This window comes from Olleya sp. Ti.3.14, assembly GCF_038154885.1.
Taxonomy (GTDB): domain Bacteria; phylum Bacteroidota; class Bacteroidia; order Flavobacteriales; family Flavobacteriaceae; genus Olleya.
This window is the reverse complement of record NZ_JBAKAO010000014.1, coordinates 1-23,424: the sequence shown is the minus strand read 5'-3', so window position 1 is coordinate 23,424 and position 23,424 is coordinate 1. Positions and strand designations below refer to the sequence as shown.

Sequence of the window (23,424 nt, the reverse complement as noted above, 5' to 3'; positions counted from 1 at the left end):
TGATGACAAAAAAATTAATCATTTTAATTTCTATTGTATTCACCTTACTATTCGCTTATTTTAGTTGGCCTTATAAATTAGGTATCACGCCAGACTCCGTGTCCTATATTCAAATAGTAAAAAGTATTTTACTAGGTAATGGTATCGTAGACGAAAACGGAATACTAATTACGCATTGGCCTCCACTTTACCCTTTATTAGTAGCATTAACGACCAAGCTATTTAATTGCAGTATACCTACAGGCGCCTTTATATTAAATGTAGGACTGCTTTCTACAATTTCATTAATTTTTTACAACCTTTTAACAACACTAAAAATTGACAAAAAAGTTATTCCTTTTATTGTTATTTTACTTTTAACCTCCTACACATCACTAGTCTTTATTTACTTTTTAAGTGAAGGGTTATTTATGGTTTTACTACTGTTAGTAACATTGCTTTTAATTAAATGGGGTAAAACTAGCAGTTACAAATATATTATTTGGGCTGGAGTAATATCTAGCGCGTTATTATTAACTAGATATGCAGGCTTAGGATATATTGGTGGTTTTGGGTTTTATATTTTAATACTCCATAAATCTAAAATTAAACCAAGATTAAAAGCAGTACTAATTTATACGATCTCTTCCTTAAGTCTATTTATTCTCTGGCTTATTTACTGCTACTATTTTAACAATTCTAACACCATAAGAAATATCGATTTTTTTGGTTTCAGATTTAGAAGATTATTATCATTAACCAAAACAATAATTTACTGGTTTTTATATAATGGCTATATAGCAACAATCATTTTAAGCTTCATAGTTATTAGTTTTTTTAAATTTAAAACAATACAAAAAACAATAATAGCACAAGTTAAATCCTGTACACCTATCATCTTATTATTGGTAACTTTATTGTGTTCTTATACAGTATTTATAGTACTTTCTATTTCTTTTTTTGATGAAAACGTGCCTGTTAATACCAGAATATTCTTTCCATTTTATTTTATCATATTAACACTAGTCGTTTTAATTTTAAACCCAATTCTAAAAACGAAACAATATCAACCAATAACCATAGTTCTTTTTATAATACTATTACTATCCAATATTTTAAACACCTACCAATTAAGAGTCAACCATTATCAAAACGGTACGCAATATAGTGCAGAAGTATGGAAAAACTCCCAATCTATTAACTACATAAAGTCCAAAGACACATTAAATCTTTATACCAATGCACACGATATCATGCGTTTTTATAAAAATGTAAACAACCATAAACTTCCATTTATAAATACAAAAACTTACGATAGTACTTTACAAAAAATGACCCAAGATCTCAAACAAGGTAAAGCTCAAATCTTGTTTTTTAATAATATAAATCGACGCTATTTTATATCTAAACCGGATTTATTAACCCATTTTAAAGATTTTAAAATTCACTATTTTGAAGATGGTATGCTAATCAAAAACTTATAGACCATTTTTATATGTAAATACTTTTAATTAAATTGATTTCTAATTAGTCTAATAATCAATAACTAAACGTTTTTACATGAAGTCCCTTTTGTACCTAGCCTTTATTTTAAGTTCATTTTTTGCTAACGCACAATATCACACTGCCAAAATACTAATGACAGATGGAACCGTTAAAGATGGCTTAGCTAGACTACCTTCTAATAAAATGTTGGATGGTAAAGTAGAATATAAATCTAGTGCAAAAGCAAAAGTTTTAAAAATTGACGAAGACACTATTTCTCAAATTTTATATACAGCTAAAAACGGAAATAAATTTTTGTTTGTCAGAAACACTGTTGTCCATTTATTTAAATCCTTTGGAAAAGAAATAGTATCCGAAAAAAAGAATAAACATTGGATGTTATTAATATATGCCAATGATGCTATTAAAGGATACTCGCTTGCACAACGCTATAAGCTGGATAAAAAAGGAATCATGAAATCCATAACTGGAGCACACTCTATTTGGGAATTTGTTTACTTTTTATACCAACGTCCAACAGAGGACAAAGCCTATATAGTAAGTGGTAAAGGGTTTACTAATGGACAAGTAAAAAAAGCAATGGGTATTTATTTTAAAGATTATCCTGCACTTGTAAAACGCATACAAAACAAAGAGTGGAAACACTTTAGTTTAACAGAGATTGCAGAGGCTTACCTAGACTATGCTAAGGACTAAATTATATAAAGTTAGCTTCAAACATGGCACTAAAATGTTTTAATATTTTAGATTTCACTTCTGCTTCATCCACAGACTTAACACCTAACTCTACTTGCATGGAAGTTACTGCTTTACCTTTAATTCCGCAAGGAATAATATTATCAAAGTAACCTAAATTAGCATTAACATTAAGTGCAAAACCATGCATGGTTACCCAACGACTAGCTCTAACTCCCATTGCACAAATTTTACGAGCAAATGGTGTGCCTACATCTAGCCAAACGCCTGTTTCGCCTTCACTACGTGTTGCCTTTAAACCATATTCATCTAAAGTTAAAATAATAACTTCTTCTAAAAAACGTAGGTATTTATGGATGTCTGTAAAAAAATTATCTAAATCCAGAATAGGATAACCAACTAATTGTCCAGGACCATGGTACGTAATATCTCCTCCTCTATTAATTTTATAAAACGATGCACCTTTCTCTTTTAATTGGTCTTCGTTTAGCAATAAATTAGACATATCACCACTTTTACCTAAAGTATAAACGTGTGGATGCTCCACAAACAAAAAGTAATTATTGGTTTCTAGACCAGCAGCTTCTCTTCTATTTTTAATTTTAGTATCTAAAATACCTTTAAACAATTCTTCTTGATAATCCCAAGTCTCTTTAAAGTCTTTAGTCCCTAAATCTTGTATTTGTACGTTCTTATTCATTACAAAGTTTAATACTGCAAAGATACAATTTATCTTTCAGGGTTATTCAATATTATTAAAGCTGCAATGACACCTGGTATCCATCCTAAGCACCATAAAATAAAAACAATTAAAATCGAGCCACAACCCTTACCAATTACTGATAGTGGAGGACAAATTATACACAATAAAACGCGCCAAAAAGACATGATTAAAAATTTAATAGAGTGATGATATACTTATTGGACGTTAACTCTTATTTTTTGTTACAAACCATTATCTTTGCGTCTTAAATTTATTACAATAAAACTATGTCACAATTATCTGAGCTAGAGCTCGTACGTAGAGAAAAACTTGCAAAATTACGTGAGTTAGGTATCAACCCTTATCCAGCAGATTTATATCCTGTTTCTAACAATTCCAAACAAATTAAACAGGAGTTTAAGGAAGGTAAACAGGTTGTTATAGCTGGTCGTTTGATGTCTAGACGTATTCAAGGTAATGCTAGTTTTGCCGAACTACAAGATAGCGAAGGTCGTATTCAGGTCTATTTTAACAGAGACGAAATCTGTACAGGAGATGACAAAACTAAATATAACACAGTATATAAAAAGCTTTTAGATATTGGTGACTTTATTGGTGTAGAAGGAGAACTTTTTACTACTAAAGTTGGCGAAAAAACAGTCATGGTAAAAAACTTTACTGTTTTAAGTAAAGCTTTAAAACCCTTACCATTACCTAAAACAGATGCAGAAGGTAACACGTTTGATGCTTTTACAGATCCTGAACAACGCTACAGACAACGTTATGCAGACTTAGTTGTTAATCCTAAAGTAAAAGAAGTTTTTGTAAAACGTACTAAGTTATTTAACGCGATGCGTGACTTCTTTAATTCGTCTGGATATTTTGAAGTAGAAACACCAATATTACAACCTATTCCTGGAGGTGCTGCTGCACGTCCTTTTATTACACACCATAACAGTTTAGACATACCATTATATATGCGTATTGCTAACGAGCTGTATTTAAAACGTCTTATCGTTGGTGGTTTTGAAGGGGTTTATGAGTTTTCTAAAAATTTCCGTAACGAAGGAATGGATCGTACACATAATCCAGAATTTACAGCAATGGAAATTTATGTAGCTTACAAAGACTACAACTGGATGATGGATTTTTGCGAACAATTACTAGAGCATTGTGCAATAGCTGTAAACGGAACTTCTGAAGCTACTTTTGGTGAACATAAAATAGATTTTAAAGCGCCTTATGCAAGAGTCACTATGGCAGACTCTATTAAGCACTTTACAGGTTTTGATATTAATGGAAAAACAGAAGATCAAATACGTACTGCTGCTAAAGACATGGGTATTAGCGTAAATGCAACCATGGGTAAAGGTAAATTAATAGACGAAATTTTTGGAGAAAAATGTGAAGGTAACTACATACAACCAACCTTTATTACAGACTATCCAAAAGAAATGAGTCCTTTGTGTAAAGAGCATAGAGATAATCCAGAATTAACAGAACGTTTTGAGTTAATGGTTTGTGGTAAAGAAATAGCAAATGCATATTCAGAGCTAAACGATCCAATTGACCAACGCGAGCGTTTTGAGCACCAATTAAAATTAGCTCAAAAAGGAGATGATGAAGCTACCGAGTTTATAGATGAAGACTTTTTACGTGCATTAGAGTACGGAATGCCTCCAACATCAGGAATGGGAATTGGTATGGATAGATTAATTATGTTTTTAACCAATAATAAATCTATACAAGAAGTCCTGTTTTTTCCACAAATGAGACCTGAGAAAAAAGCAGTTCCAATGACAGAGGACGAAAAATCACTATTCGCATTAGTAAAAGCAAGTAGCCCAATAGACCTTAATACACTTAAAGAACAATCTGGTTTAAGTAACAAAAAATGGGACAAAACTATTAAAGGATTAACCAAATTAGGTGTCGCTAAAGTCAATAAAACAGATGATGGATTATTTGTTGAAACCATATAAATAGATAGTTACAAAACGTAACAAATAAATATATAAAAAGGAATTACAGACATGTAATTCCTTTTTTTTATTCCCACATTTAAATACACATACATTATAATTGATTCATTTTCGTTATTTTCACAATTCAAAACCACTAACAATGAACAAACTAACCACACTAATACTAACACTATTACTTTGCTTTTCCTGTAGTAAAAATGAAGATATTGACACCATAGATATACCAGTAACGTCTACACCAAGACCTATTGCACAACTATTACCTAACCTATCACAACTTAATCTTTTTGAAGGACCACTTAAAGACTTAACACCATCTCCATATAGTTTTACATACACTTTGAATACACCACTTTTTACGGATTATGCACATAAAGCACGTTTTATTGTTTTGCCTGAAGGCGAAACATTAGCAGCTGTAGGTAATGGTATGCCAGAGTTTCCAGACAACTCGATAATAGTTAAGTCGTTTTATTACAATTTTGATGAAAATGATTTAAGCCAAGGCAGAAAAATTATCGAAACCAGATTACTAATAAAACAAAACGGAACATGGATTGCTGGTGATTACCACTGGAACGAAGCACAAACCGAAGCAGTTTTAGAAAACAACGCTGCAACAGTACCTGTTTCTTTTATTGATAAAAATGGGACAACTGTAGCTGTAAATTATCAAATTCCATCAAACTTAGATTGTGTAACCTGCCATTCAAACAATGACCAAGTAAAACCATTAGGACCCAAATTACGCTCCATTAATTACAATAATCAACTACAAAACCTAATAAACAACAATCAAATTACTGGCATATCAGATATTTCCACAATAACAACTTTACCAAATTGGGAAGATGATGCCACTTACTCTTTACAAGATCGTGCTAGAGCATATTTAGATGTTAATTGCGCCTCTTGTCACCAACCAGGAGGTTATTGCGATGTACAAACCACTTTAGATTTTAGATATGAAACCCTTTTTGAAAACACGTCTATATTAGAAAAAAAAGGTGAAATAAATTCTAGAATGGTCAATTATCAAGAACTGTTTAGCATGCCATTACTAGGTACAACCTTTGTGCATACTGAAGGTTACTTTTTAATTAAATCCTATTTAAATACATTATAATTATCAATAGGCTAATATTTTCAAACTGTTAATTAAAGATTAAAAAAACTAAGGTATTTAAACCATTCTAACATTTATATGTCTTAGTAGTATAACAATTTAAAAAACAAAAAAGATGAAAAGATTAGTAATACTAGCATTAGCTTTAATAACATTTCAAGCTAATGCACAAGACAACAAAAAGGAAAAGCGTCAAGAAAATAAAAAAGAACGTTTAGAGCAACGCCAAAATTTAGATCCTCAGGATATGGCACAATTGCAAACTAAAAAAATGACCTTGCATTTAGATTTAACAGAAGCCCAACAACAAAAAGTGATGGCTTTAAATTTAGAAAATGCAAAAAAACGTAAAGAAAACTTTGATAAGCGTCTAGCTGAAAAAGATAATAAAGAGCGTGTAAGACCTACCAAAGAGGAAAAGTTAGAACGCATGAATGCTAAATTAGATGCACAAATTGAAGCTAAGAAAAAAATGAAAACAATCCTTACTGCTGAGCAATACACTAAGTGGGAAAAATCTTTATCTAAAAGAGAACATGGACGTAAGCACATGAAAAAGGGTTCAAAAAACAAAAAAGATCATAAAAAAGAGGATAAATCTGACAATTAAATCTATGATTTAGTATCAAATATTTACTTTTAAAGGTAAAAAAGCACTGATTGTCTATTCAGTGCTTTTTTATTTGTAATTATTAATCAAATAGTGTTACTTTGAGAGTATAATTAATTAACACTTACACAATGAAAAAAATAATTACACTTTGTCTTTTCGTTTTTGGTTTAACACTAGCAACAACAACTGCTAATGCACAACAAAAATTTAGTGCAGAAATAAATAATGCAGCACAAGCAAAAACTGCAGAAATTGGAAGACTTGTTAAAGCTTATGAGCCAACTCAGGAATTAATGTTTGTTGCTTATCAAGAATTTTACTCAAAATCGGAAACATTAAACAACTCGTTTGAAGTTGGTACAAGTGAATATAATACGTTTAGCAAAAAAATTAACGAGCGTTTATCTCTTCAACTTAAAGAAATTTTAAATGACGAACAGTATACTAAATTTTTAGAGTTGTCTAACTAATAAAACAACAGAGTAGTAATACACTTATATAAAAAAAGCCGATTATTAAATAATCGGCTTTTTTATGTTTTATAGTTATTGTTTAATGCTTTTAACTAAATACTGCTTTACATGCTGCAATAGTTTTATCTAAATCTTCATAAGATAAAGCATCATTTAAAAACCAACTTTCAAAAGCACTTGGTGCCAAATAAATACCTTGGTTAAGCATGCCATGAAAAAAGGTTTTAAATGTGTCGTTATTTCCTTTAGCAGATGTTTCAAAATCTACAACCTCATCTTCACAAAAGTGAACAGATATCATAGAGCCAACTCTGTTTATAGTATGAGTCACGTTTAATTCGGTTAAAACGGTTGCAATACCTTTATGTAAATAGGCTGTTTTTTTTGCTAAACTTTCAAAAACATCACCAGAATTTAACTCGGTTAACATAGCTAATCCTGCTGCCATAGCTAATGGATTACCACTTAATGTTCCGGCTTGATACACTGGACCTAAAGGTGCTAGATGATTCATTATTTCAGCTCTAGCTGCAAAAGCACCAACAGGCAATCCTCCACCTATCACTTTACCAAAACATACAATATCTGCTTTAATACCTAGTAATTCTTGTGCACCACCTTTGGCTAATCTAAAGCCAGTCATAACTTCGTCAAAAACTAACAGTATGTTATTAGCATCACAAAGGTCACGTAAACCTTCTAAAAACCCAGCTTTTGGAGGAATACAACCCATATTTCCAGCAACAGGCTCGATAATTATACAAGCTATTTCGTTTTTATTAGCATTAATTAAAGCTTCGACATTAGCCAAATCATTATACTTTGCTAACAAGGTATCTTTTGCTGTACCTTGGGTAACTCCAGGACTATTAGGTGATCCAAAAGTTACTGCTCCACTTCCTGCTTGAATTAAAAATGAATCTGAATGACCATGATAACAACCAGCAAATTTGATTATTTTGTCTTTGTTTGTATATCCTCTAGCCAATCTAACAGCACTCATACAGGCTTCTGTACCAGAATTAACAAAACGTATTTTGTCAATATTTGGTACCATTGACACAGCTAACTCTGCAATTTGAGTTTCAATTTGAGTTGGCATTCCAAAGGATGTTCCTTTTTTTGCTTTATCAATAACTGCATCTACCACTGGTTTGTGTGCATGACCTAAAATCATTGGTCCCCAAGATGCGATGTAATCTATTAATTTATTATCATCTTCATCATATAAATAAGCACCTTTAGCTTCTTTAACAAAAATAGGTGTTCCACCTACTGCTTTAAATGCTCTTACAGGTGAGTTTACTCCTCCTGGTATTACTTGCTCTGCTTCTGCAAACAAAGCACTACTACGTTTATAAATCATAGACTTTAAAAATCTTTTGGAATTGGTTTTACAAATAACACTTGACCTACAAATAGGTTATCGCCTTCTAAACTGTTTAAAGACTTAATAGTATCTACAGTTAGGTTATATTTTTTTGATATCGAATATAATGTATCGCCTTTTACAACAGTATGCTTGTCGTTTGCTACATTTTGCTTACCTAAAACTACAGCATCAAAACGATATAATTGATAACGCTCTATTAGGCTTATTAATTTATCTGGATATTTTCTGTCTGTAGCATAACCTGCTGCTCTAAGCTCTCTGGCCCAACCTTTATAGTCATCTTTTTCTAGCATAAATAGTTTTGAATACCGTTTACGTTCTGTCAAAAATAGTGAATGATCTCTAAACGAGTATTTAGAATTTTTGTACTTACGAAAACACTCTTGAGAGGCATCATCATCATGATAAATTTTTGCACCTGTCCACTCATGGCACTTAATTCCAAAGTGGTTATTAGCTTCTACAGATAAACGTCCTTGTCCAGAAGCAGACTCTAATATTCCTTGTGCTAAAGTGATACTTGCAGGTATGTTATAATTACGCATTTCGTCTTGAGCTATATCACTGTAAATAGCAATATATTCGTCCGTTTTACTAGCATACACTTCAGGTGTTTCTTTTATTGGAGTGGCTACTACAATAACATCTTCTTTGGTGTCTTTTTTTGTATCCTTTTTATTTCGTACAACCCTAACTGTTTTTTGCCTACCTTTTTTTGTAGCTACTTTTTTGGATGAGCCACAGCTTACAATTAATAAAGTAAGACAAAGCATGGTAATTATTTTTTTCATCAATTATAAAATTAACTGTTGTTGTTTTTGTTTTAACCTTTTATTCATACCTACAATACCTTGCAAACCTCCAGTATGAATCACTAATATTTCAGAATTTGGTTCAAAATAATCACGTTTAATTAAATCGTAAATACCAAACATCATTTTTCCGGTGTAAACAGGATCCAATGCAATATTATTTTGCTTTTTAAAGCTATTAATAAACGTTACTAATTCTGCATTTATTTTAGCATAACCACCAAAATGATACGCTGTCATTAATTGCCAATTATCCTGTTTTGCAAATTTACTAATATCTTCTTTTAAAAAGTCACCTTTTAAAGCTGAAAAACCTAAAACTTTTTGTGACGTGTTTGAATTATTAATCAAGCCTGATAAGGTGCCTCCTGTTCCTACGGAAGCACATATGTAATTAAAATTTTGGTCTGTTTCTATCAAAATTTCTTCGCATCCTTTAACAGCTAAATCATTGGTTCCGCCTTCAGGAATTAAATAAAAGTCACCAAATTCTTTTTTAATTTTTTCGTAAAATGACTGCGTTCCTTTTAGTCTAAATGCTTCACGACTTATAAATTTAAATTGCATACCACAAGACTGTGCAAACTTTAAAGTTGGACTATCCAAGACCTTGTCGTTAAGCTCTTCACCTCTGATAATTCCAATTGTTTTTAAGCCATAAACACGTCCTGCTTCTGCTACTGCTGCAATATGATTAGAAAATGCACCACCAAAAGTCAGTAATGTATCCTGATTAAGCGTTTCCGCGAAAGCGATATTATATTTTAACTTTCTATATTTATTACCAGATATAATTGGATGAATTAAGTCCTCTCGCTTTATATATAAAGAAACAGAACTTTTAAATGGAAGCTCTATTTTTTGATTAACACTAAGTTCTGGTTTAAATTTCATGCTTGCTAAGATACTTTAAAAATTGCCAAAAACGTCTAGTTTTTAGATACTCCAGATTTAGGTCATTACAATAGGCTTCTCTTTCAAAGCTTATATTTTTGTAAGCTAAATACCAATTTTTGTGTTGGATATACCTAAAAACAAACTCTAAACCATACCAGATATAAAACGGTATTATTAATAACTCTAATTGCTGTTTTAAATGAATTTTTTCGTGATTGACCAAGGTCTCACTCTGTTTTAAAACTTTAGATTTTAAAAATATAAACGGAAAAACAGTCATACCTGTATAACCTTTAGGTACTAAATATTTAGATACTATTATCATGATTACTGTCTTTCAAAATATATTCCAATTTACGTTATCTTTGTGATATGAAGAAGATAATTCCAGTTGAAGAAGGCGATTTTTACCTTACACCTGAAGGTTACCGCTGTTTTACAGAACAATACCATTTAAAACGTGGGTACTGCTGCCAAAGTGGTTGTAGACATTGTCCTTACGGATTTGACGCCAAAACTAACGCAATTAAAAACAAGTAAAGTAACTAACTACTATGACATTTAAAGAGCAAATATTACAAGGAATTCCTGATAATTTACCCAAAGCAAAACCTTTTGATCCCTCCATAAATCACGCACCTAAACGAAAAGCAATATTAAGTAGTGAGGAGACAAAATTAGCTTTACGAAATGCCTTGCGTTATTTTGACAAAAAACATCACGAAACACTATTACCTGAGTTTAAAGCAGAGCTAGATACTTATGGTCGTATTTATATGTATCGTTTTAGACCGGAATATAAGATGTATGCTAGACCAATATCTGAGTATCCTGCACAATCCAAACAAGCAGCTGCTATTATGTTAATGATTCAAAATAATTTGGATTATGCAGTTGCACAACATCCACATGAGTTAATTACTTATGGTGGTAATGGTGGTGTGTTTTCTAATTGGGCACAATATTGCTTAACCATGAAGTATTTGGCAGAGATGAATGATGAGCAAACTTTAGTCATGTACTCTGGTCATCCAATGGGATTATTCCCTAGTCACAAAGAAGCGCCAAGAGTTGTAGTTACTAACGGAATGATGATACCCAATTACTCCAAACCAGATGATTGGGAAAAATTTAATGCCTTAGGTGTTACGCAATATGGTCAAATGACTGCTGGAAGTTATATGTACATTGGTCCACAAGGTATTGTGCATGGTACCACTATTACAGTTTTAAACGGATTTAGAAAAATTAAAAAAGAGCCTAAAGGTAATTTATTTGTAACCTCAGGACTTGGCGGAATGTCTGGCGCACAACCCAAAGCGGGTAACATTGCTGGCTGCATTACTGTTTGTGCTGAAGTCAATCCAAAAATCACACAAGTACGTTTAGATCAAGGCTGGATTGATGAGAAGATTACAGATTTAGACCAATTAGTCTCTCGTGTTAATAAGGCTAAAGCCGAAAAAGAAACCATTTCTATTGCTTATTTAGGAAATATTGTAGAGGTCTGGGAAAAATTTGATGAAGCCAATATACATATTGATTTAGGTAGTGATCAAACCTCATTACACAACCCTTGGGCTGGAGGTTACTATCCTGTAGGTATTACTTTTGACGAAGCTAATATTATGATGGCCAATCAACCTGATTTGTTTAAAGAAAAAGTACAAGAAACATTGCGTCGTCATGCTGACGCAATAAATAAACACACCGCAAAAGGCACTTACTTTTTTGACTACGGAAATGCCTTTTTACTAGAAGCATCAAGAGCAGGAGCAGATATTATGGCTAAAAACGGTATTGATTTTAAATACCCTAGTTATGTACAAGATATTATGGGTCCTATGTGCTTTGATTATGGTTTTGGCCCATTTAGATGGGTTTGCGCTTCAGGTAATCCTGAAGATTTAGCAAAAACGGATGCTATAGCTTGTCAAGTTTTAGAAGACATAAAGCAACATTCGCCAGAACAAATACAACAGCAAATGGCTGATAATATTCAATGGATAAAAGGTGCACAACAAAACAAACTTGTTGTAGGGTCGCAAGCAAGAATATTATATGCAGATGCAGAAGGTCGCATGAAAATCGCTGAAGCGTTTAATCAAGCTATAGCAAAAGGCGAAATTGATACCGTTATATTAGGTCGTGATCACCATGATGTTTCTGGTACAGATAGTCCTTATCGCGAAACGTCTAATATTTATGATGGATCACGCTTTACAGCAGATATGGCTATCCAAAATGTTATTGGAGACAGTTTTAGAGGTGCCACTTGGGTAAGCATCCACAATGGTGGTGGTGTTGGTTGGGGTGAAGTTATAAATGGTGGATTTGGTATGGTTCTTGATGGTACTAAAGAAGCATCAAAAAGATTAAAACAAATGTTGTTCTGGGATGTAAATAACGGAATATCAAGACGAAGTTGGGCTAGAAACGAAGAAGCTATTTTTGCTATTAAACGCGCTATGGCGTCTGAGCCAAACCTAAAAGTAACTTTACCTAATCTTGTTGATGATGCTTTATTAAATTAAGTTAAACTATAAATATTATCGCCATGAACAAAACATTACGAATTTTACCAGCATTGCTATTACTTATAGCATTTACCTCTTGTAGCTCAGTTAAAGTAGCAGCAGATTATGATAAAGCTGTAGATTTTAACAACTACAAAACTTTTGCTTTTTTTAAATCAGGAATTGATAAAGCCGAAATTAATGATATTGACAAACGTCGCATCCTTAGAGCTATTGAGTCTGAGTTACTAGCTAAAGGGTATACTAAATCTCAAAACCCTGACTTACTAGTTAGTATTTTTACTAAATCCAATCAACGTGTTGATGTTTACAACAACAATTGGGGAGTTGGTGCTTGGGGTTGGGGTGGACCTCGTTGGGGATGGGGTTGGAATATGCAACCTACAGTCTCTACTACTACTCAAGGTGTTTTGTATGTTGACTTAATTGACGCTAATAAAAAAGAATTAGTTTGGCAAGGTCAAGGTACCGGATACTTATCTAAAAATGTAGATAAAAAAGAGGAACGTATTAAAGAGTTTGTAACTAAGATTATGGAAAAATACCCTCCAGGAATGGAAAAATAATAATAGTTTAAAATATAAAAAAGCGACTACTTTAAATAAGTAGTCGCTTTTTTTTAACCTACAATTTAATATTAGCTTTTTTGTGAATTTTGATTATCTCATTGGATAATTCCAAATAAGGTTTGGTAACCCATCCTTTTTTTGATAATTGTCTATGAAGCGTAATAAACTTAAAATAATTTGAATAAGTCAATGCTGGATCAAAACTAATAAAAGCAAAATCTTTTGCATTTAAGGTTTCAATAAACTGAGCGTTATCGGTTATTTTAATAATATTCTTTCCATATTTTAAACCACTGTTAGATAACACTAATTTATTATAAGTTTTGCCTTGTAAAACCTCATCAATAACTTCTTGTTGATTAGTATAAACTCTATAACCTAACGCGAACATCTCATCAACAGGAGCTGGAGGTGGTGGCGGAAACATTAAAAATGAATCTGAATCATCTTTACTGAGTTTAGCTATACTATCGTTATAGCGCTTATTTTTAGCTTCTTGTTTTTTTGTAAGCACCTTTTTTAAATCTTCTAAATGAAAGAATGACTGATGATTCTTTATTGAGAAACCAGATACTATATCTTTATCTTTTATGGTATTAGTTTTAAAAACTAAATTATAAAAATTGGCAGAAGCTAATTCTGTTTTAATTTTATCTACAATACTATGTTTTACAGATTGATCAATATATAAGAAAATCTTGACTTGATATTTTTGCCACTCCTTTAATTGACTACTATTATACATTAAGGTTTTAGCCAAATCAGATAATGTAATCGCTTCATCTTCTAAGTAAATAGTTTCATTTTTATCTATATAAATACTATAGATTGGTGTAATACTAGTTTTAGAAATTTTGATTACATCTTCGCTTTTAGGCAACTGTATGGATTGTATTTGTGCGTTTAAACCAAACACACCAAATAACATTATACTAATTGTTATTTTTAATCTCATAATAAACTTACTATAATTTATAAATAAATGGATAGGTTGTATTTAAATTAAAGATTACAACAAATAAGGTTTAGCATGACCATTATCTACCAACCACTGATTTAGTTCTAATCCATCTTCTAATATAATATTGGCTAAATAACGTCCATATTTACCTTGCTTATCTTTATAGGATCGAATAGTAACTTCTTTATCCAATATCATACTCCTAACAATATCTCTAACCTTCCTCCCTTCTTCTTTTTCTGCTCCTCTCATTTCCGGTGTGTCAATCCCGTACAGACGTAATTTCATTTCTTGAGAATGTAGAAACCCTAAATCTACAACTGCTGTTACAGTGTCACCATCGTAAACTGCTATTATTTTTGCTTTGTATGTGTACATAATATTATTTTATAATGCTAAATATACAAAATAAAAAAGCCCTTAAAACTTAATTTTTAAGGGCTTACAATAGTATAACAAACTAGTACTTAGTTTTTGTTTTGCTCTTTAAAGTTGTCAAACTCACTAGCCTTCATTTCTCGTGGCCAAGAATTGTTAGACGTGTCAACATCTGCAGTTTCTAATTTAGGGTCTACAGTAATGCTTACAATCTCTTTTTCTGTTGCTAACGTTTTACCTACTTCTTTATCATTAAGTCTCCAGATTTGTGCTGGATACGTTTCTGTTTTAGATGTACCATCAGCATAAGTATACTCAACTATAATTGGCATCACTAATCCTCCTGGCTTTTCAAAAGTTACTTTATAAAAGAATTTTGGTTCTTTTATTTTAGCACGCTCTTCAGCTGTAAAGTTGTCCATTACATACTCATTTAAAGTAGTAGAGTTTTCCAAAGCAGACTTTCCTTTTAAGTTAGTATCAAAATCATCCGCACCTTCTTCTACAAAAAATACTAAAGGTGGTAAGTCACTTAACTTCATTCCTCTTTGTTCAGCCATTTTTTTAATTTCAGCATTTGGCTCGTTAGATACAAAGTATTTTTTAACTTCTTTAACACCTATGTCTACGTAGTCCGTTGTATAAAACCAACCTCTCCAGTACCAATCTAAATCAAAAGCTGAAGCATCTTCCATTGTACGGAAAAAATCTTCTGGTGTTGGGTGTTTAAACATCCATCTGTTAGAGTATTCTCTAAATGCATAATCAAATAATTCTGGTCCCATTACAGTTTCACGTAAAATATTAAGTGCTGTTCCTGGCTTACCGTATGCATTATTACCAAATTGGTAAGTATTTAATCCTTTAGTCATAATTGGAGCAATGTAATCTTGATCTCCACCCATATATCTTACAATGTTTGCTGCTGGTCCACGACGTGATGGATATGCTGTTTGTCCTTCAGATAAGGCATCTGGATACCATTTTCCAAAATCTTGTTCTGCTACATATTGTACAAATGTGTTTAAACCTTCATCCATCCAAGTCCATTGACGCTCGTCACTATTTACAATCATAGGAAAAAAGTTATGACCTACTTCATGAATAATTACAGACATCATTCCAAATTTAGTTCTGTCACTATAATTCCCGTCTTTATCAGGACGACCATAATTCCAACAGATCATTGGATACTCCATTCCTTGCTCTTTAGCATGCACAGATATTGCTTTGTGGTAAGGGTAATCAAAAGTCATACGAGAGTAAGACTTTAATGTACTTGCTACTGCTTTAGTTGACCAGTCTTCCCATAATGGGTTTCCTTCTTTACCATATAATGATACTGCCATAACGTCTTTATTACCAATCTTAACACTCATCATGTCCCAGATGTAACGTCTTGATGTTGCAAAACCAAAGTCACGTACATTTTCTGCATATAACTTCCATGTTTTAGTTTTAGTTGCTTTTGTGCTTAGCTTAGCAATTGCTTCATCTTGAGTTACAATTACTACAGGCTCATCATAAGATTTTTGTGCTTTTTCATAACGTTTCATCATTTCTTTTGAAAACACATCTTTTCTATTAGTCAACTTTCCTGTACCATCTAAAATATGATCTTCTGGAACTGTAATGTTTACTTCAAAGTTTCCGAAAGGTAACGCGAACTCATCACGTCCCCAAAACTGAGAATTTTGCCATCCTTCGACATCATTGTAAACTGCCATTCTTGGATAAAACTGAGCGATAACGTATGCTCTGTTATCATCCTCAGCAAAATACTCGTAACCAGAACGACCTCTACCATTTACGTGGTCATTAATATTATACCACCATTTGATTGAAAACGAAAAAGATTCTCCTGATTTTAAAACTGAAGGCATCTCTACACGCATCATAGTTTGGTTAATCATATGCGCTAGTGCGTTACCTTTAGTATCTTTTACTTCTTGGATATTAAATCCACCATCAAAAGACTCGGTTAAGTATTTATTAGCAAAATTACCAGGTGTATCAGCTGGTTGCGCAGCGTCATCTTGAATTAAAGGTGTTAAAGATGTTTTAGCACGCATGTTTTGATCCAACTGTACCCATAAATAATTTAAATTATCTGGTGAGTTATTGGTGTAAGTAATGGTTTCAAAACCATAAAGTTTTGCGTTTTTGTCATCCAATTGGATGTCCATTTTGTAATCTGCTTGTTGTTGGTAGTACGCAGAACCTGGAGCACCTGATGCTGCTCTGTACATGTTTGGTGTTGAAAACTCGTCATACAACTGTTTAAACTTGTTGTTGTTGGTATGACCTGGTTGACGTTCTTTCTTTTCATTTTGGTCCTGTGCAAAAGCACTTACGGACAAAAATAAAGCTGAAAGAAATAAATACTTTAGTTTTTTCATTGTGATAGTTTGTTACTTTAAGAACGTGAATTTAACAAAAATTAACGTTGTTTAAAATCTTTGTTAAAAGTTTAACAAACCTTTATCTTTCTCTGCTATCAACACAAAGGTTTTATTTTTGTCGTTAATATTAGTGCGAACAATGTTTTTTTGATCGTCAAATAGATCAAACAACACTTTATTTTTTATTTGAAAGCTCTTGATTGATGCAATGTTTTCTATTTCTAAATAACAATACATTATATCGTCATCGTATTTTTTTCCTATAAATGTTATTTTTTTTAGCTCATCATTTATCGAAATTTCCATTTTTTCTAATAAATACTTTTTAACGTATTGATCGATAACCTCCTCGTTACCACCATTATTTAAAGTAATATTACTATCGTAACGTTTACGCATTAATTTTTCAAAATCGTCTACAAAAATTCTTGAAATAATTTGAAGTGATTGTTTCTCTTTTACGTATTCAATTTGCGTGATACTAACATAGTATTTGTGCACTGATGTAAATGATAATAGCGCAAATGCGGTTATAAATAAAAGCTGTTTTAGTGTTTTCATAAGTATAATGTAGTTACAAATCTAATGGATTAATGGCAAAAAGTATTCCAAATAATTATTTATTCTTTAGTGTTTAAATTTGTTTTGTATTGGTCTAACTTCTTTTGAAAAAAAGCTAAAGCATCTAAATTACTTTTGCTACAGACACTTCTAAAGTCTGGATCTTCTTGTACAAAGTAAAAAAAATCTATGTGGTGTTTTTGGTCTAAAGGATTGTCTTTAAAAAAAGCTTCTTTTAGGTCGTTTTTAAGCCTTACTAATAAGGCATCATCATTTTCTAGTCTTACAATTTCTTTTAGCTTTTTGGTGCGACCTGATATACCGTTTAACAAAGGATTTAATGGTATAAAACCTCCTCCTGTTGTTGCTTCATGTAAGACTCTTTCGGCAGATGTTTTTTGTTTTCCTTGGTATCCAGGTATGCCTACATCATAAAAATTGATTACTGGTTTAGCCTCTAAAAGCAACAAATCGTCTTCTAGATCTCCTGACAAAGACCTTTTTAAAAACACTTCATCTAATTGATTGGTTTGTAATTTTAAAGTGACTGCAATTGTTTTTGAAGTTATATCTTCTTGATTAACCACTTTGGTTAGCAATGTATATTGTACTGCAGAAAATATAATGGTATCGTTTAATTTAGCCTTAACAACAAAGCTTCCGTCTTTGCTTGATGTTGCATTAGTTAAAGACGTTTTATTTAATATATGAATACTTTCAATATCATCTTCAGCAGTGATTGTCCCATTTAGCTCAATAGTCTGAGCGTGTATCATTTGAAACATCACAAATAACAAGAAACATAAAAAAAGCCTACTTTTTTTCAACTTTCTCTTTTAAAAAGTTTTTGCTTTCTGTATTAAGATGCTCTATTAATTGCATTTCGTTACCTTTATTCAATAAATTAACATCAAAATTGTTACTTTCAACGTAGGCCATAAAGGCTTCTACTTTAGCTTCCGGAATATTAAAATTGTCTGTAAAATATTTATGATCATAAGTATCACTTAAAGTTGAAGATTGGTATAAAACCTCTTTGGTCTCGTTTCTATTTTTATTTTTTTTACTAAAAATCAAATCCACTAAGCTACCTAAAATTAACATTCCGTTGGCTTGGTATCGCAATCTATCGTTCTGACTCATAGCTGCCAAATTTTCTACTTTACTATATTCATCATCAGCAAACTCGTAAAGACTTATATCACCAATTCCAAAATAAATAGCATCTAAATCTGGATTAAAGGTTTCAACGTTTGCAATGTCTTCATCTAATACTCCGGACAAATCGTATGGTAAAATAACAACCTCATCCAGCTTATTAATTTGTTCTACTAAAAAGACATTCATTTGTTTAGAGTCTAAAACCTCCTGAGCGACTAATACCGTAAAGTCTTTAAATTGTAAAGCCGAAATACTAATTTTATCATTAAGTTTTGCACTAATAGTAAACTCTCCGTCTGCATTAGTTACTGTTCCTTTATTTGAAGACGAATTATAAATGGTTATGCCTTCTAAATCTGGAGACGCGACAATAACCTTACCTTTAAGCTCGACTCTGGTGCTGTCTTGAGCATTAGCAAAACTAAAAGCTAGAATAAAAAATGCAATAATATATGATTTCATGTTGGTTGATTTTAGGTAAATTAAAAACTTTTAGACTAAATTATTGTGTTAAGCATCTATAATCTTTTGTTAAAAGCTTCTAATACCTAAATTTACAAAAACTAAAATTATGAAGCAATTAATAATCGCAAGTACTTCAACCCTTCATTCTGGTCAATATTTAGACTATTTATTAGACGATTTAAAAATTCATTTTAAAAATATAAACGACATTGTTTTTATACCTTATGCGAGACCAAGTGGTATAACGCATGATGAATACACAAAAAAAGCAGCAAAAGCTTTTTCTAAAATTGGTATTACAGTAAAAGGATTACACAAGTTTAAAAATCCAGTAGAAGCTATTACTAATGCGAAGGGTATTTTTACAGGTGGCGGAAATACCTTTGTTTTAGTTAATGCGTTGTATAAATTTAAGTTGATCAATCCCTTAAAAGCTGCTGTTAAAAACGGAACCCCTTATTTAGGTACAAGTGCTGGAAGTAACATATGTGGTCTGACCATGTGTACTACCAATGATATGCCAATTGTTTATCCGCCAAGTTTTAAAACACTAAGCTTTGTGCCATTTAATATTAACCCTCATTATTTAGATCCAGATCCTTCTAGTAAACATATGGGCGAAACTAGAGAAACTAGGATAAAAGAGTTTCATAAATTTAACACACAACCAGTTATTGGACTTAGGGAAGGTAGTTGGTTAGAAGTAAAAGGGCAGTCTATTCAATTAAAAGGTGTATTAAATGCTAGAGTTTTTGAACATGGAAATGAGCCTTATGAAATTGAAACAGACACTTTTTTAAATGAATTAAAATAAAACTAAAGCATGAGCTTTATTGAAAGCTAACTTTAAACCTTATAGAATATAGTTAGATGATATAGGATAAATAACATCTAACTGTATTCCAAAAAAAAAAGCTCCATCGTTATGATGAAGCTTTTGAGCGAGAGACCAGGTTCGAACTGGCGACATTCAGCTTGGAAGGCTGACGCTCTACCAACTGAGCTACTCTCGCATTTCCGGTGGCAAAAATAGTACTAATTGTTAGATTAACAAGTATTATTTCAATTTTTATTTTGTTTTTTATCGATTATTTTAAACGCTTCATCGATACACAAAACGCAAAGGACTGTTTTTACGTAGATATAGAGTTATAAAACATATGTTTACATAAAAAACCCCTTAGATGAAAAAATTTCTACTTATTCTAACAATCCTAATCACGACAAATGCTTTAGCCCAAGTCAAGATTGGTGATAATCCTCAAAACATTGACCAAAATTCAGTACTTGAATTAGAAAGCACAACCAAAACGCTTGTCGTTACAAGGATTACAACTGCACAAATGAATGCTATCACACCTCTTGAAGGTGCAATAGCCTATAACACTGATGAAGATTGTTTATTTCAGTTTAATAATAATGCATGGAATAGTCTATGTGTTGATGTCATGGCTAATGAAACGGTTACTTCAATTGTATCTAATAACGATGGCACACTAACTTATACAGACGAATCTGGAACAAACACTATAATTTCTTTAAGTGATGCAGATGCAGATGCAACTAACGAAATCCAAACAGTAGAATCGACTGATGGTTCTGTTGCTGTAACTGCTAATGGTAATGACTTCGATTTAAGCGTTACTCCTTTTGATGATACCGCTTTACAATCTCAAATCACAGAAAATGCTGATGATATTGATGCTATTGAAGCGGAACAAATCACGCAAAACACAACTATAGCTGACAATACTGCAAACATTACAACAAATACTGATAGTATTGATGCTATTGAAGCTGAGCAAACAACTCAAAACACTGCAATTACTGCTAACGAAACTGCTATTGCTGACCTCATCACTGCTGACGAAGACATTGATGCAACTAATGAATTACAAATAGTAGAATCGACTGACGGTTCAGTTGCAATTACTGCGAATGGTAATGACTTCGATTTAAGCGTTACTCCTTTTGATGACTCAACATTACAATCTCAAATCACAGAGAACGCTGATGATATTGATGCTATTGAAGCAGAACAATTAACTCAAAACAATGCTATTACTGCTAATGAAACTGCTATTGCTGACCATATCACTGCTGACGAAGACATTGATGCAACTAATGAATTACAAACAGTAGAATCGACTGATGGTTCTGTTGCTATAACTGCTAATGGTAATGACTTCGATTTAAGCGTAACTCCTTTTGATGATACCGCTATACAATCTCAAATCACAGAAAACGCTGATGATATTGATGCTATTGAAGCGGACCAAATAACTCAAAATACAACTATAGCTGACAATACTGCAAACATTACAACCAATACAGATAGTATTGATACTTTAGAAGCTGAGCAAATCACGCAAAATACTGCTATTACTGCTAACGAAACTGCAATTACTGACCATATTACTGCTGATGAAGATACAGACGCAACTAATGAATTACAAACAGTAGAATCGACTGATGGTTCTGTTGTTGTAACTGCTAATGGTAATGACTTCGATTTAAGCGTTACTCCTTTTGATGATACCGCTTTACAATCTCAAATCACAGAAAATGCTGATGATATTGATGCTATTGAAGCGGAACAAATCACGCAAAACACAACTATAGCTGACAATACTGCAAACATTACAACCAATACAGATAGTATTGATGCTATTGAAGCTGAGCAAACAACTCAAAACACTGCAATTACTGCTAACGAAACTGCAATAGCGGATCATATTATTGCTGACGAAGATACTGATGCGACAAATGAGCTTCAAGATCTTTCACTAAACGGTCCAGAATTAGTTTTATCTAATCCCGCAACTGCCGATAACGCTGTAGATCTAACAGGACAAATTACGTTACCAATGTTTGCAGATGGAGTAAATGCTAATGACGAAATATATTGGGATGGTTCACAATGGGTTTATGGACCAAGAGTAGCAACTGTTAACGGAAGCGTTCCTGACGAAAGTGGTAATGTAAATATCCCAATTGGAAACGTATATACTGGACCAACCACCTCAACAGGAGATTTTGATACCATTGAAATTGGTGGAACACCACAAGAAGGAGATATATATGTAGTAAACAGCGACTCTCCAGATCCAGCTCAAGTAGGAAACACCTACATATATGATGCAGATAATATGGAATGGATTGCAATTGATCCTTTTAACGCAGCGCTATATGATCCTAGATATGTAAACGTAACTGGAGATACTATGGTTGGAAATCTAGATATGAATGGAAATACCGTTACAGATCTTGGAAACCCTATTAACGCAACTGATGCAACTCCTAAGTCTTATGTAGATAACATTCAATTAATTGATAACAATAACGGGACATTTAGCTTAATTAAACCTGATGGAACTATTGATTTAGTTAGCAAAGCTACATTAACAGAAAATACAGATGGAAGTTTCACATTTGATAATAATGATGGAAACCCGATTACTTTCGACATTTCTTCATTAGAAACGACGACTTCTCTTACTGATAACGGAAATCAAACTTTTACTTATATAAATGAAGACAATGTCTCTACTACGTTTTCTATAGCTGATAATGATAATGACGCAACTAATGAATTACAAACAGTAGAATCGACTGATGGTTCTGTTGCTGTTACTGCTAATGGTAATGACTTCGATTTAAGCGTAACTCCTTTTGATGATACTGCATTGCAATCTCAAATCACAGAAAACGCTGATGATATTGATGCAATCGAAGCTGAACAAATCACGCAAAACACTGCTATTACGGCTAATGAAACTGCAATAGCTGATCACATTACTGCTGATGAAGATACAGACGCAACTAATGAATTACAAACAGTAGAATCTACTGATGGCTCTGTTGCTATTACTGCTAATGGTAACGACTTCGATTTAAGCGTAACTCCTTTTGATGATGCTGCATTGCAATCTCAAATCACAGAAAACGCTGATGATATTGATGCAATCGAAGCTGAACAAATCACGCAAAACACTGCTATAGCTGATAATACTGCAAACATCACAACTAATACAGATAGTATTGATACTTTAGAAGCTGAGCAAATCACGCAAAACACTACTATTACTGCTAATGAAACTGCAATAGCTGATCATATTACTGCTGATGAAGATACTGATGCAACTAATGAAATTCAAACAGTAGAATCGACTGACGGTTCTGTTGCAATTACTGCTAATGGTAATGA

The 23,424-nt window shown here is 32.4% G+C and carries 23 protein-coding genes and 1 tRNA gene; 11 read left to right on the top strand and 13 right to left on the bottom strand.

What is annotated here, in order from left to right:
• The first annotated feature begins 2 nt into the window (after window positions 1-2).
• Together V6251_RS14925 and V6251_RS14920 are read left to right on the top strand one after the other, a co-directional pair.
• Complete coding sequence (locus tag V6251_RS14925; protein ID WP_341588964.1) at window positions 3-1,463, top strand: hypothetical protein; 1,461 nt, start codon at window positions 3-5, stop codon at window positions 1,461-1,463.
• 76 nt (window positions 1,464-1,539) lie between these two features.
• Window positions 1,540-2,181, top strand: coding sequence for a hypothetical protein (locus V6251_RS14920; protein WP_341588963.1), 642 nt, complete (start codon window positions 1,540-1,542; stop codon window positions 2,179-2,181).
• 1 nt (window position 2,182) lies between these two features.
• Here the strand turns inward: V6251_RS14920 and lipB are convergent, their stop codons facing one another.
• Window positions 2,183-2,881, bottom strand: coding sequence for a lipoyl(octanoyl) transferase LipB (lipB, locus tag V6251_RS14915; protein WP_341588962.1), 699 nt, complete (start codon window positions 2,879-2,881; stop codon window positions 2,183-2,185).
• Window positions 2,882-2,910: 29 nt separating this feature from the next.
• Window positions 2,911-3,069 carry a YqaE/Pmp3 family membrane protein gene (locus tag V6251_RS14910; protein WP_084553703.1) on the bottom strand — a complete coding sequence of 53 codons (159 nt, stop codon included), beginning with the start codon at window positions 3,067-3,069 and terminating at the stop codon, window positions 2,911-2,913.
• 102 nt (window positions 3,070-3,171) lie between these two features.
• On the opposite strand from V6251_RS14910, the gene lysS reads away from it, so the two are divergent.
• The 4 genes from lysS to V6251_RS14890 all read left to right on the top strand — a co-directional run bounded on the left by lysS (window position 3,172) and on the right by V6251_RS14890 (window position 7,078).
• Window positions 3,172-4,866, top strand: coding sequence for a lysine--tRNA ligase (gene lysS, locus V6251_RS14905; protein ID WP_341588961.1), 1,695 nt, complete (start codon window positions 3,172-3,174; stop codon window positions 4,864-4,866).
• A gap of 142 nt (window positions 4,867-5,008) precedes the next feature.
• Complete coding sequence (locus V6251_RS14900; RefSeq protein ID WP_341588960.1) at window positions 5,009-5,995, top strand: hypothetical protein; 987 nt, start codon at window positions 5,009-5,011, stop codon at window positions 5,993-5,995.
• A 115-nt stretch (window positions 5,996-6,110) separates the two neighbouring features.
• Window positions 6,111-6,605: a hypothetical protein gene (locus tag V6251_RS14895; protein ID WP_341588959.1), complete on the top strand. Its 495-nt coding sequence runs from the start codon at window positions 6,111-6,113 to the stop codon at window positions 6,603-6,605.
• Between the two features lie 131 nt (window positions 6,606-6,736).
• Window positions 6,737-7,078: a hypothetical protein gene (locus tag V6251_RS14890; protein ID WP_145006457.1), complete on the top strand. Its 342-nt coding sequence runs from the start codon at window positions 6,737-6,739 to the stop codon at window positions 7,076-7,078.
• A 91-nt stretch (window positions 7,079-7,169) separates the two neighbouring features.
• On the opposite strand, the gene hemL is transcribed toward V6251_RS14890, so the two are convergent.
• Genes hemL through V6251_RS14870 form a run of 4 tightly spaced genes read right to left on the bottom strand, consistent with a single transcriptional unit; the run spans window position 7,170 to window position 10,508 of the window.
• Complete coding sequence (gene hemL / locus V6251_RS14885; protein ID WP_341588958.1) at window positions 7,170-8,447, bottom strand: glutamate-1-semialdehyde 2,1-aminomutase; 1,278 nt, start codon at window positions 8,445-8,447, stop codon at window positions 7,170-7,172.
• A 5-nt stretch (window positions 8,448-8,452) separates the two neighbouring features.
• Window positions 8,453-9,265: a glucosaminidase domain-containing protein gene (locus V6251_RS14880; RefSeq protein ID WP_341588957.1), complete on the bottom strand. Its 813-nt coding sequence runs from the start codon at window positions 9,263-9,265 to the stop codon at window positions 8,453-8,455.
• Window positions 9,266-9,268: 3 nt separating this feature from the next.
• A complete protein-coding gene (locus V6251_RS14875) occupies window positions 9,269-10,180 on the bottom strand; it encodes a 1-aminocyclopropane-1-carboxylate deaminase/D-cysteine desulfhydrase (protein WP_341588956.1) in 912 nt (303 codons plus the stop codon).
• Complete coding sequence (locus V6251_RS14870) at window positions 10,170-10,508, bottom strand: hypothetical protein (protein WP_341588955.1); 339 nt, start codon at window positions 10,506-10,508, stop codon at window positions 10,170-10,172. Before V6251_RS14870 ends, V6251_RS14875 begins: the two co-directional genes overlap by 11 nt.
• 47 nt (window positions 10,509-10,555) lie before the next feature.
• Here V6251_RS14870 and V6251_RS14865 point away from each other — a divergent pair, with 47 nt between their 5' ends.
• The 3 genes from V6251_RS14865 to V6251_RS14855 are packed head-to-tail and all read left to right on the top strand — an operon-like array spanning window position 10,556 to window position 13,286.
• Window positions 10,556-10,723 carry a DUF5522 domain-containing protein gene (locus V6251_RS14865; RefSeq protein ID WP_292947327.1) on the top strand — a complete coding sequence of 56 codons (168 nt, stop codon included), beginning with the start codon at window positions 10,556-10,558 and terminating at the stop codon, window positions 10,721-10,723.
• A gap of 14 nt (window positions 10,724-10,737) precedes the next feature.
• Entirely contained in the window at window positions 10,738-12,717 is a 1,980-nt protein-coding gene (locus V6251_RS14860) for a urocanate hydratase (protein WP_341588954.1), read from the top strand.
• A 23-nt stretch (window positions 12,718-12,740) separates the two neighbouring features.
• A complete protein-coding gene (locus V6251_RS14855) occupies window positions 12,741-13,286 on the top strand; it encodes a DUF4136 domain-containing protein (protein ID WP_341588953.1) in 546 nt (181 codons plus the stop codon).
• A 58-nt stretch (window positions 13,287-13,344) separates the two neighbouring features.
• On the opposite strand, the gene V6251_RS14850 is transcribed toward V6251_RS14855, so the two are convergent.
• The 6 genes from V6251_RS14850 to V6251_RS14825 form a co-directional block, all read right to left on the bottom strand.
• Window positions 13,345-14,244: an ExbD/TolR family protein gene (locus V6251_RS14850; RefSeq protein WP_341588952.1), complete on the bottom strand. Its 900-nt coding sequence runs from the start codon at window positions 14,242-14,244 to the stop codon at window positions 13,345-13,347.
• A gap of 54 nt (window positions 14,245-14,298) precedes the next feature.
• Complete coding sequence (locus V6251_RS14845; RefSeq protein WP_227471000.1) at window positions 14,299-14,628, bottom strand: thermonuclease family protein; 330 nt, start codon at window positions 14,626-14,628, stop codon at window positions 14,299-14,301.
• Between the two features lie 89 nt (window positions 14,629-14,717).
• Window positions 14,718-17,027, bottom strand: coding sequence for a M1 family metallopeptidase (locus V6251_RS14840; RefSeq protein ID WP_341588951.1), 2,310 nt, complete (start codon window positions 17,025-17,027; stop codon window positions 14,718-14,720).
• Window positions 17,028-17,090: 63 nt separating this feature from the next.
• A complete protein-coding gene (locus V6251_RS14835; RefSeq protein WP_341588950.1) occupies window positions 17,091-17,591 on the bottom strand; it encodes a DUF6702 family protein in 501 nt (166 codons plus the stop codon).
• Window positions 17,592-17,650: 59 nt separating this feature from the next.
• Entirely contained in the window at window positions 17,651-18,367 is a 717-nt protein-coding gene (locus V6251_RS14830) for a hypothetical protein (RefSeq protein ID WP_341588949.1), read from the bottom strand.
• A 37-nt stretch (window positions 18,368-18,404) separates the two neighbouring features.
• Window positions 18,405-19,214 (bottom strand): carboxypeptidase-like regulatory domain-containing protein, encoded by an 810-nt coding sequence (locus V6251_RS14825; protein WP_341588948.1) that lies wholly within the window; start codon window positions 19,212-19,214, stop codon window positions 18,405-18,407.
• Between the two features lie 109 nt (window positions 19,215-19,323).
• Between V6251_RS14825 and pepE the strand changes: the two genes are divergently transcribed.
• Complete coding sequence (pepE, locus tag V6251_RS14820; protein WP_341588947.1) at window positions 19,324-20,031, top strand: dipeptidase PepE; 708 nt, start codon at window positions 19,324-19,326, stop codon at window positions 20,029-20,031.
• 126 nt (window positions 20,032-20,157) lie between these two features.
• Here pepE and V6251_RS14815 read toward each other — a convergent pair.
• Window positions 20,158-20,230 (bottom strand) — tRNA-Gly (locus V6251_RS14815).
• Window positions 20,231-20,401: 171 nt separating this feature from the next.
• Here V6251_RS14815 and V6251_RS14810 point away from each other — a divergent pair.
• The coding region (locus tag V6251_RS14810; RefSeq protein ID WP_341588946.1) for a beta strand repeat-containing protein at window positions 20,402-23,424 on the top strand (3,023 nt) is incomplete at its 3' end.

Excerpts from the sequence above, each read along its gene's own strand:
- V6251_RS14890 (WP_145006457.1), top strand. The coding sequence starts at position 6,737 with ATGAAAAAAATAATTACACTTTGTCTTTTCGTTTTTGGTTTAACACTA.
- lysS (WP_341588961.1), top strand. The coding sequence starts at position 3,172 with ATGTCACAATTATCTGAGCTAGAGCTCGTACGTAGAGAAAAACTTGCA.
- V6251_RS14880 (WP_341588957.1), bottom strand. The coding sequence starts at position 9,265 with ATGAAAAAAATAATTACCATGCTTTGTCTTACTTTATTAATTGTAAGC.
- V6251_RS14840 (WP_341588951.1), bottom strand. The coding sequence starts at position 17,027 with ATGAAAAAACTAAAGTATTTATTTCTTTCAGCTTTATTTTTGTCCGTA.
- V6251_RS14900 (WP_341588960.1), top strand. The coding sequence starts at position 5,009 with ATGAACAAACTAACCACACTAATACTAACACTATTACTTTGCTTTTCC.
- hemL (WP_341588958.1), bottom strand. The coding sequence starts at position 8,447 with ATGATTTATAAACGTAGTAGTGCTTTGTTTGCAGAAGCAGAGCAAGTA.
- V6251_RS14845 (WP_227471000.1), bottom strand. The coding sequence starts at position 14,628 with ATGTACACATACAAAGCAAAAATAATAGCAGTTTACGATGGTGACACT.
- V6251_RS14870 (WP_341588955.1), bottom strand. The coding sequence starts at position 10,508 with ATGATAATAGTATCTAAATATTTAGTACCTAAAGGTTATACAGGTATG.
- pepE (WP_341588947.1), top strand. The coding sequence starts at position 19,324 with ATGAAGCAATTAATAATCGCAAGTACTTCAACCCTTCATTCTGGTCAA.
- V6251_RS14895 (WP_341588959.1), top strand. The coding sequence starts at position 6,111 with ATGAAAAGATTAGTAATACTAGCATTAGCTTTAATAACATTTCAAGCT.
- V6251_RS14925 (WP_341588964.1), top strand. The coding sequence starts at position 3 with ATGACAAAAAAATTAATCATTTTAATTTCTATTGTATTCACCTTACTA.
- V6251_RS14850 (WP_341588952.1), bottom strand. The coding sequence starts at position 14,244 with ATGAGATTAAAAATAACAATTAGTATAATGTTATTTGGTGTGTTTGGT.
- V6251_RS14875 (WP_341588956.1), bottom strand. The coding sequence starts at position 10,180 with ATGAAATTTAAACCAGAACTTAGTGTTAATCAAAAAATAGAGCTTCCA.
- V6251_RS14860 (WP_341588954.1), top strand. The coding sequence starts at position 10,738 with ATGACATTTAAAGAGCAAATATTACAAGGAATTCCTGATAATTTACCC.
- V6251_RS14855 (WP_341588953.1), top strand. The coding sequence starts at position 12,741 with ATGAACAAAACATTACGAATTTTACCAGCATTGCTATTACTTATAGCA.
- lipB (WP_341588962.1), bottom strand. The coding sequence starts at position 2,881 with ATGAATAAGAACGTACAAATACAAGATTTAGGGACTAAAGACTTTAAA.
- V6251_RS14920 (WP_341588963.1), top strand. The coding sequence starts at position 1,540 with ATGAAGTCCCTTTTGTACCTAGCCTTTATTTTAAGTTCATTTTTTGCT.
- V6251_RS14830 (WP_341588949.1), bottom strand. The coding sequence starts at position 18,367 with ATGATACACGCTCAGACTATTGAGCTAAATGGGACAATCACTGCTGAA.
- V6251_RS14910 (WP_084553703.1), bottom strand. The coding sequence starts at position 3,069 with ATGTCTTTTTGGCGCGTTTTATTGTGTATAATTTGTCCTCCACTATCA.
- V6251_RS14865 (WP_292947327.1), top strand. The coding sequence starts at position 10,556 with ATGAAGAAGATAATTCCAGTTGAAGAAGGCGATTTTTACCTTACACCT.
- V6251_RS14825 (WP_341588948.1), bottom strand. The coding sequence starts at position 19,214 with ATGAAATCATATATTATTGCATTTTTTATTCTAGCTTTTAGTTTTGCT.
- V6251_RS14835 (WP_341588950.1), bottom strand. The coding sequence starts at position 17,591 with ATGAAAACACTAAAACAGCTTTTATTTATAACCGCATTTGCGCTATTA.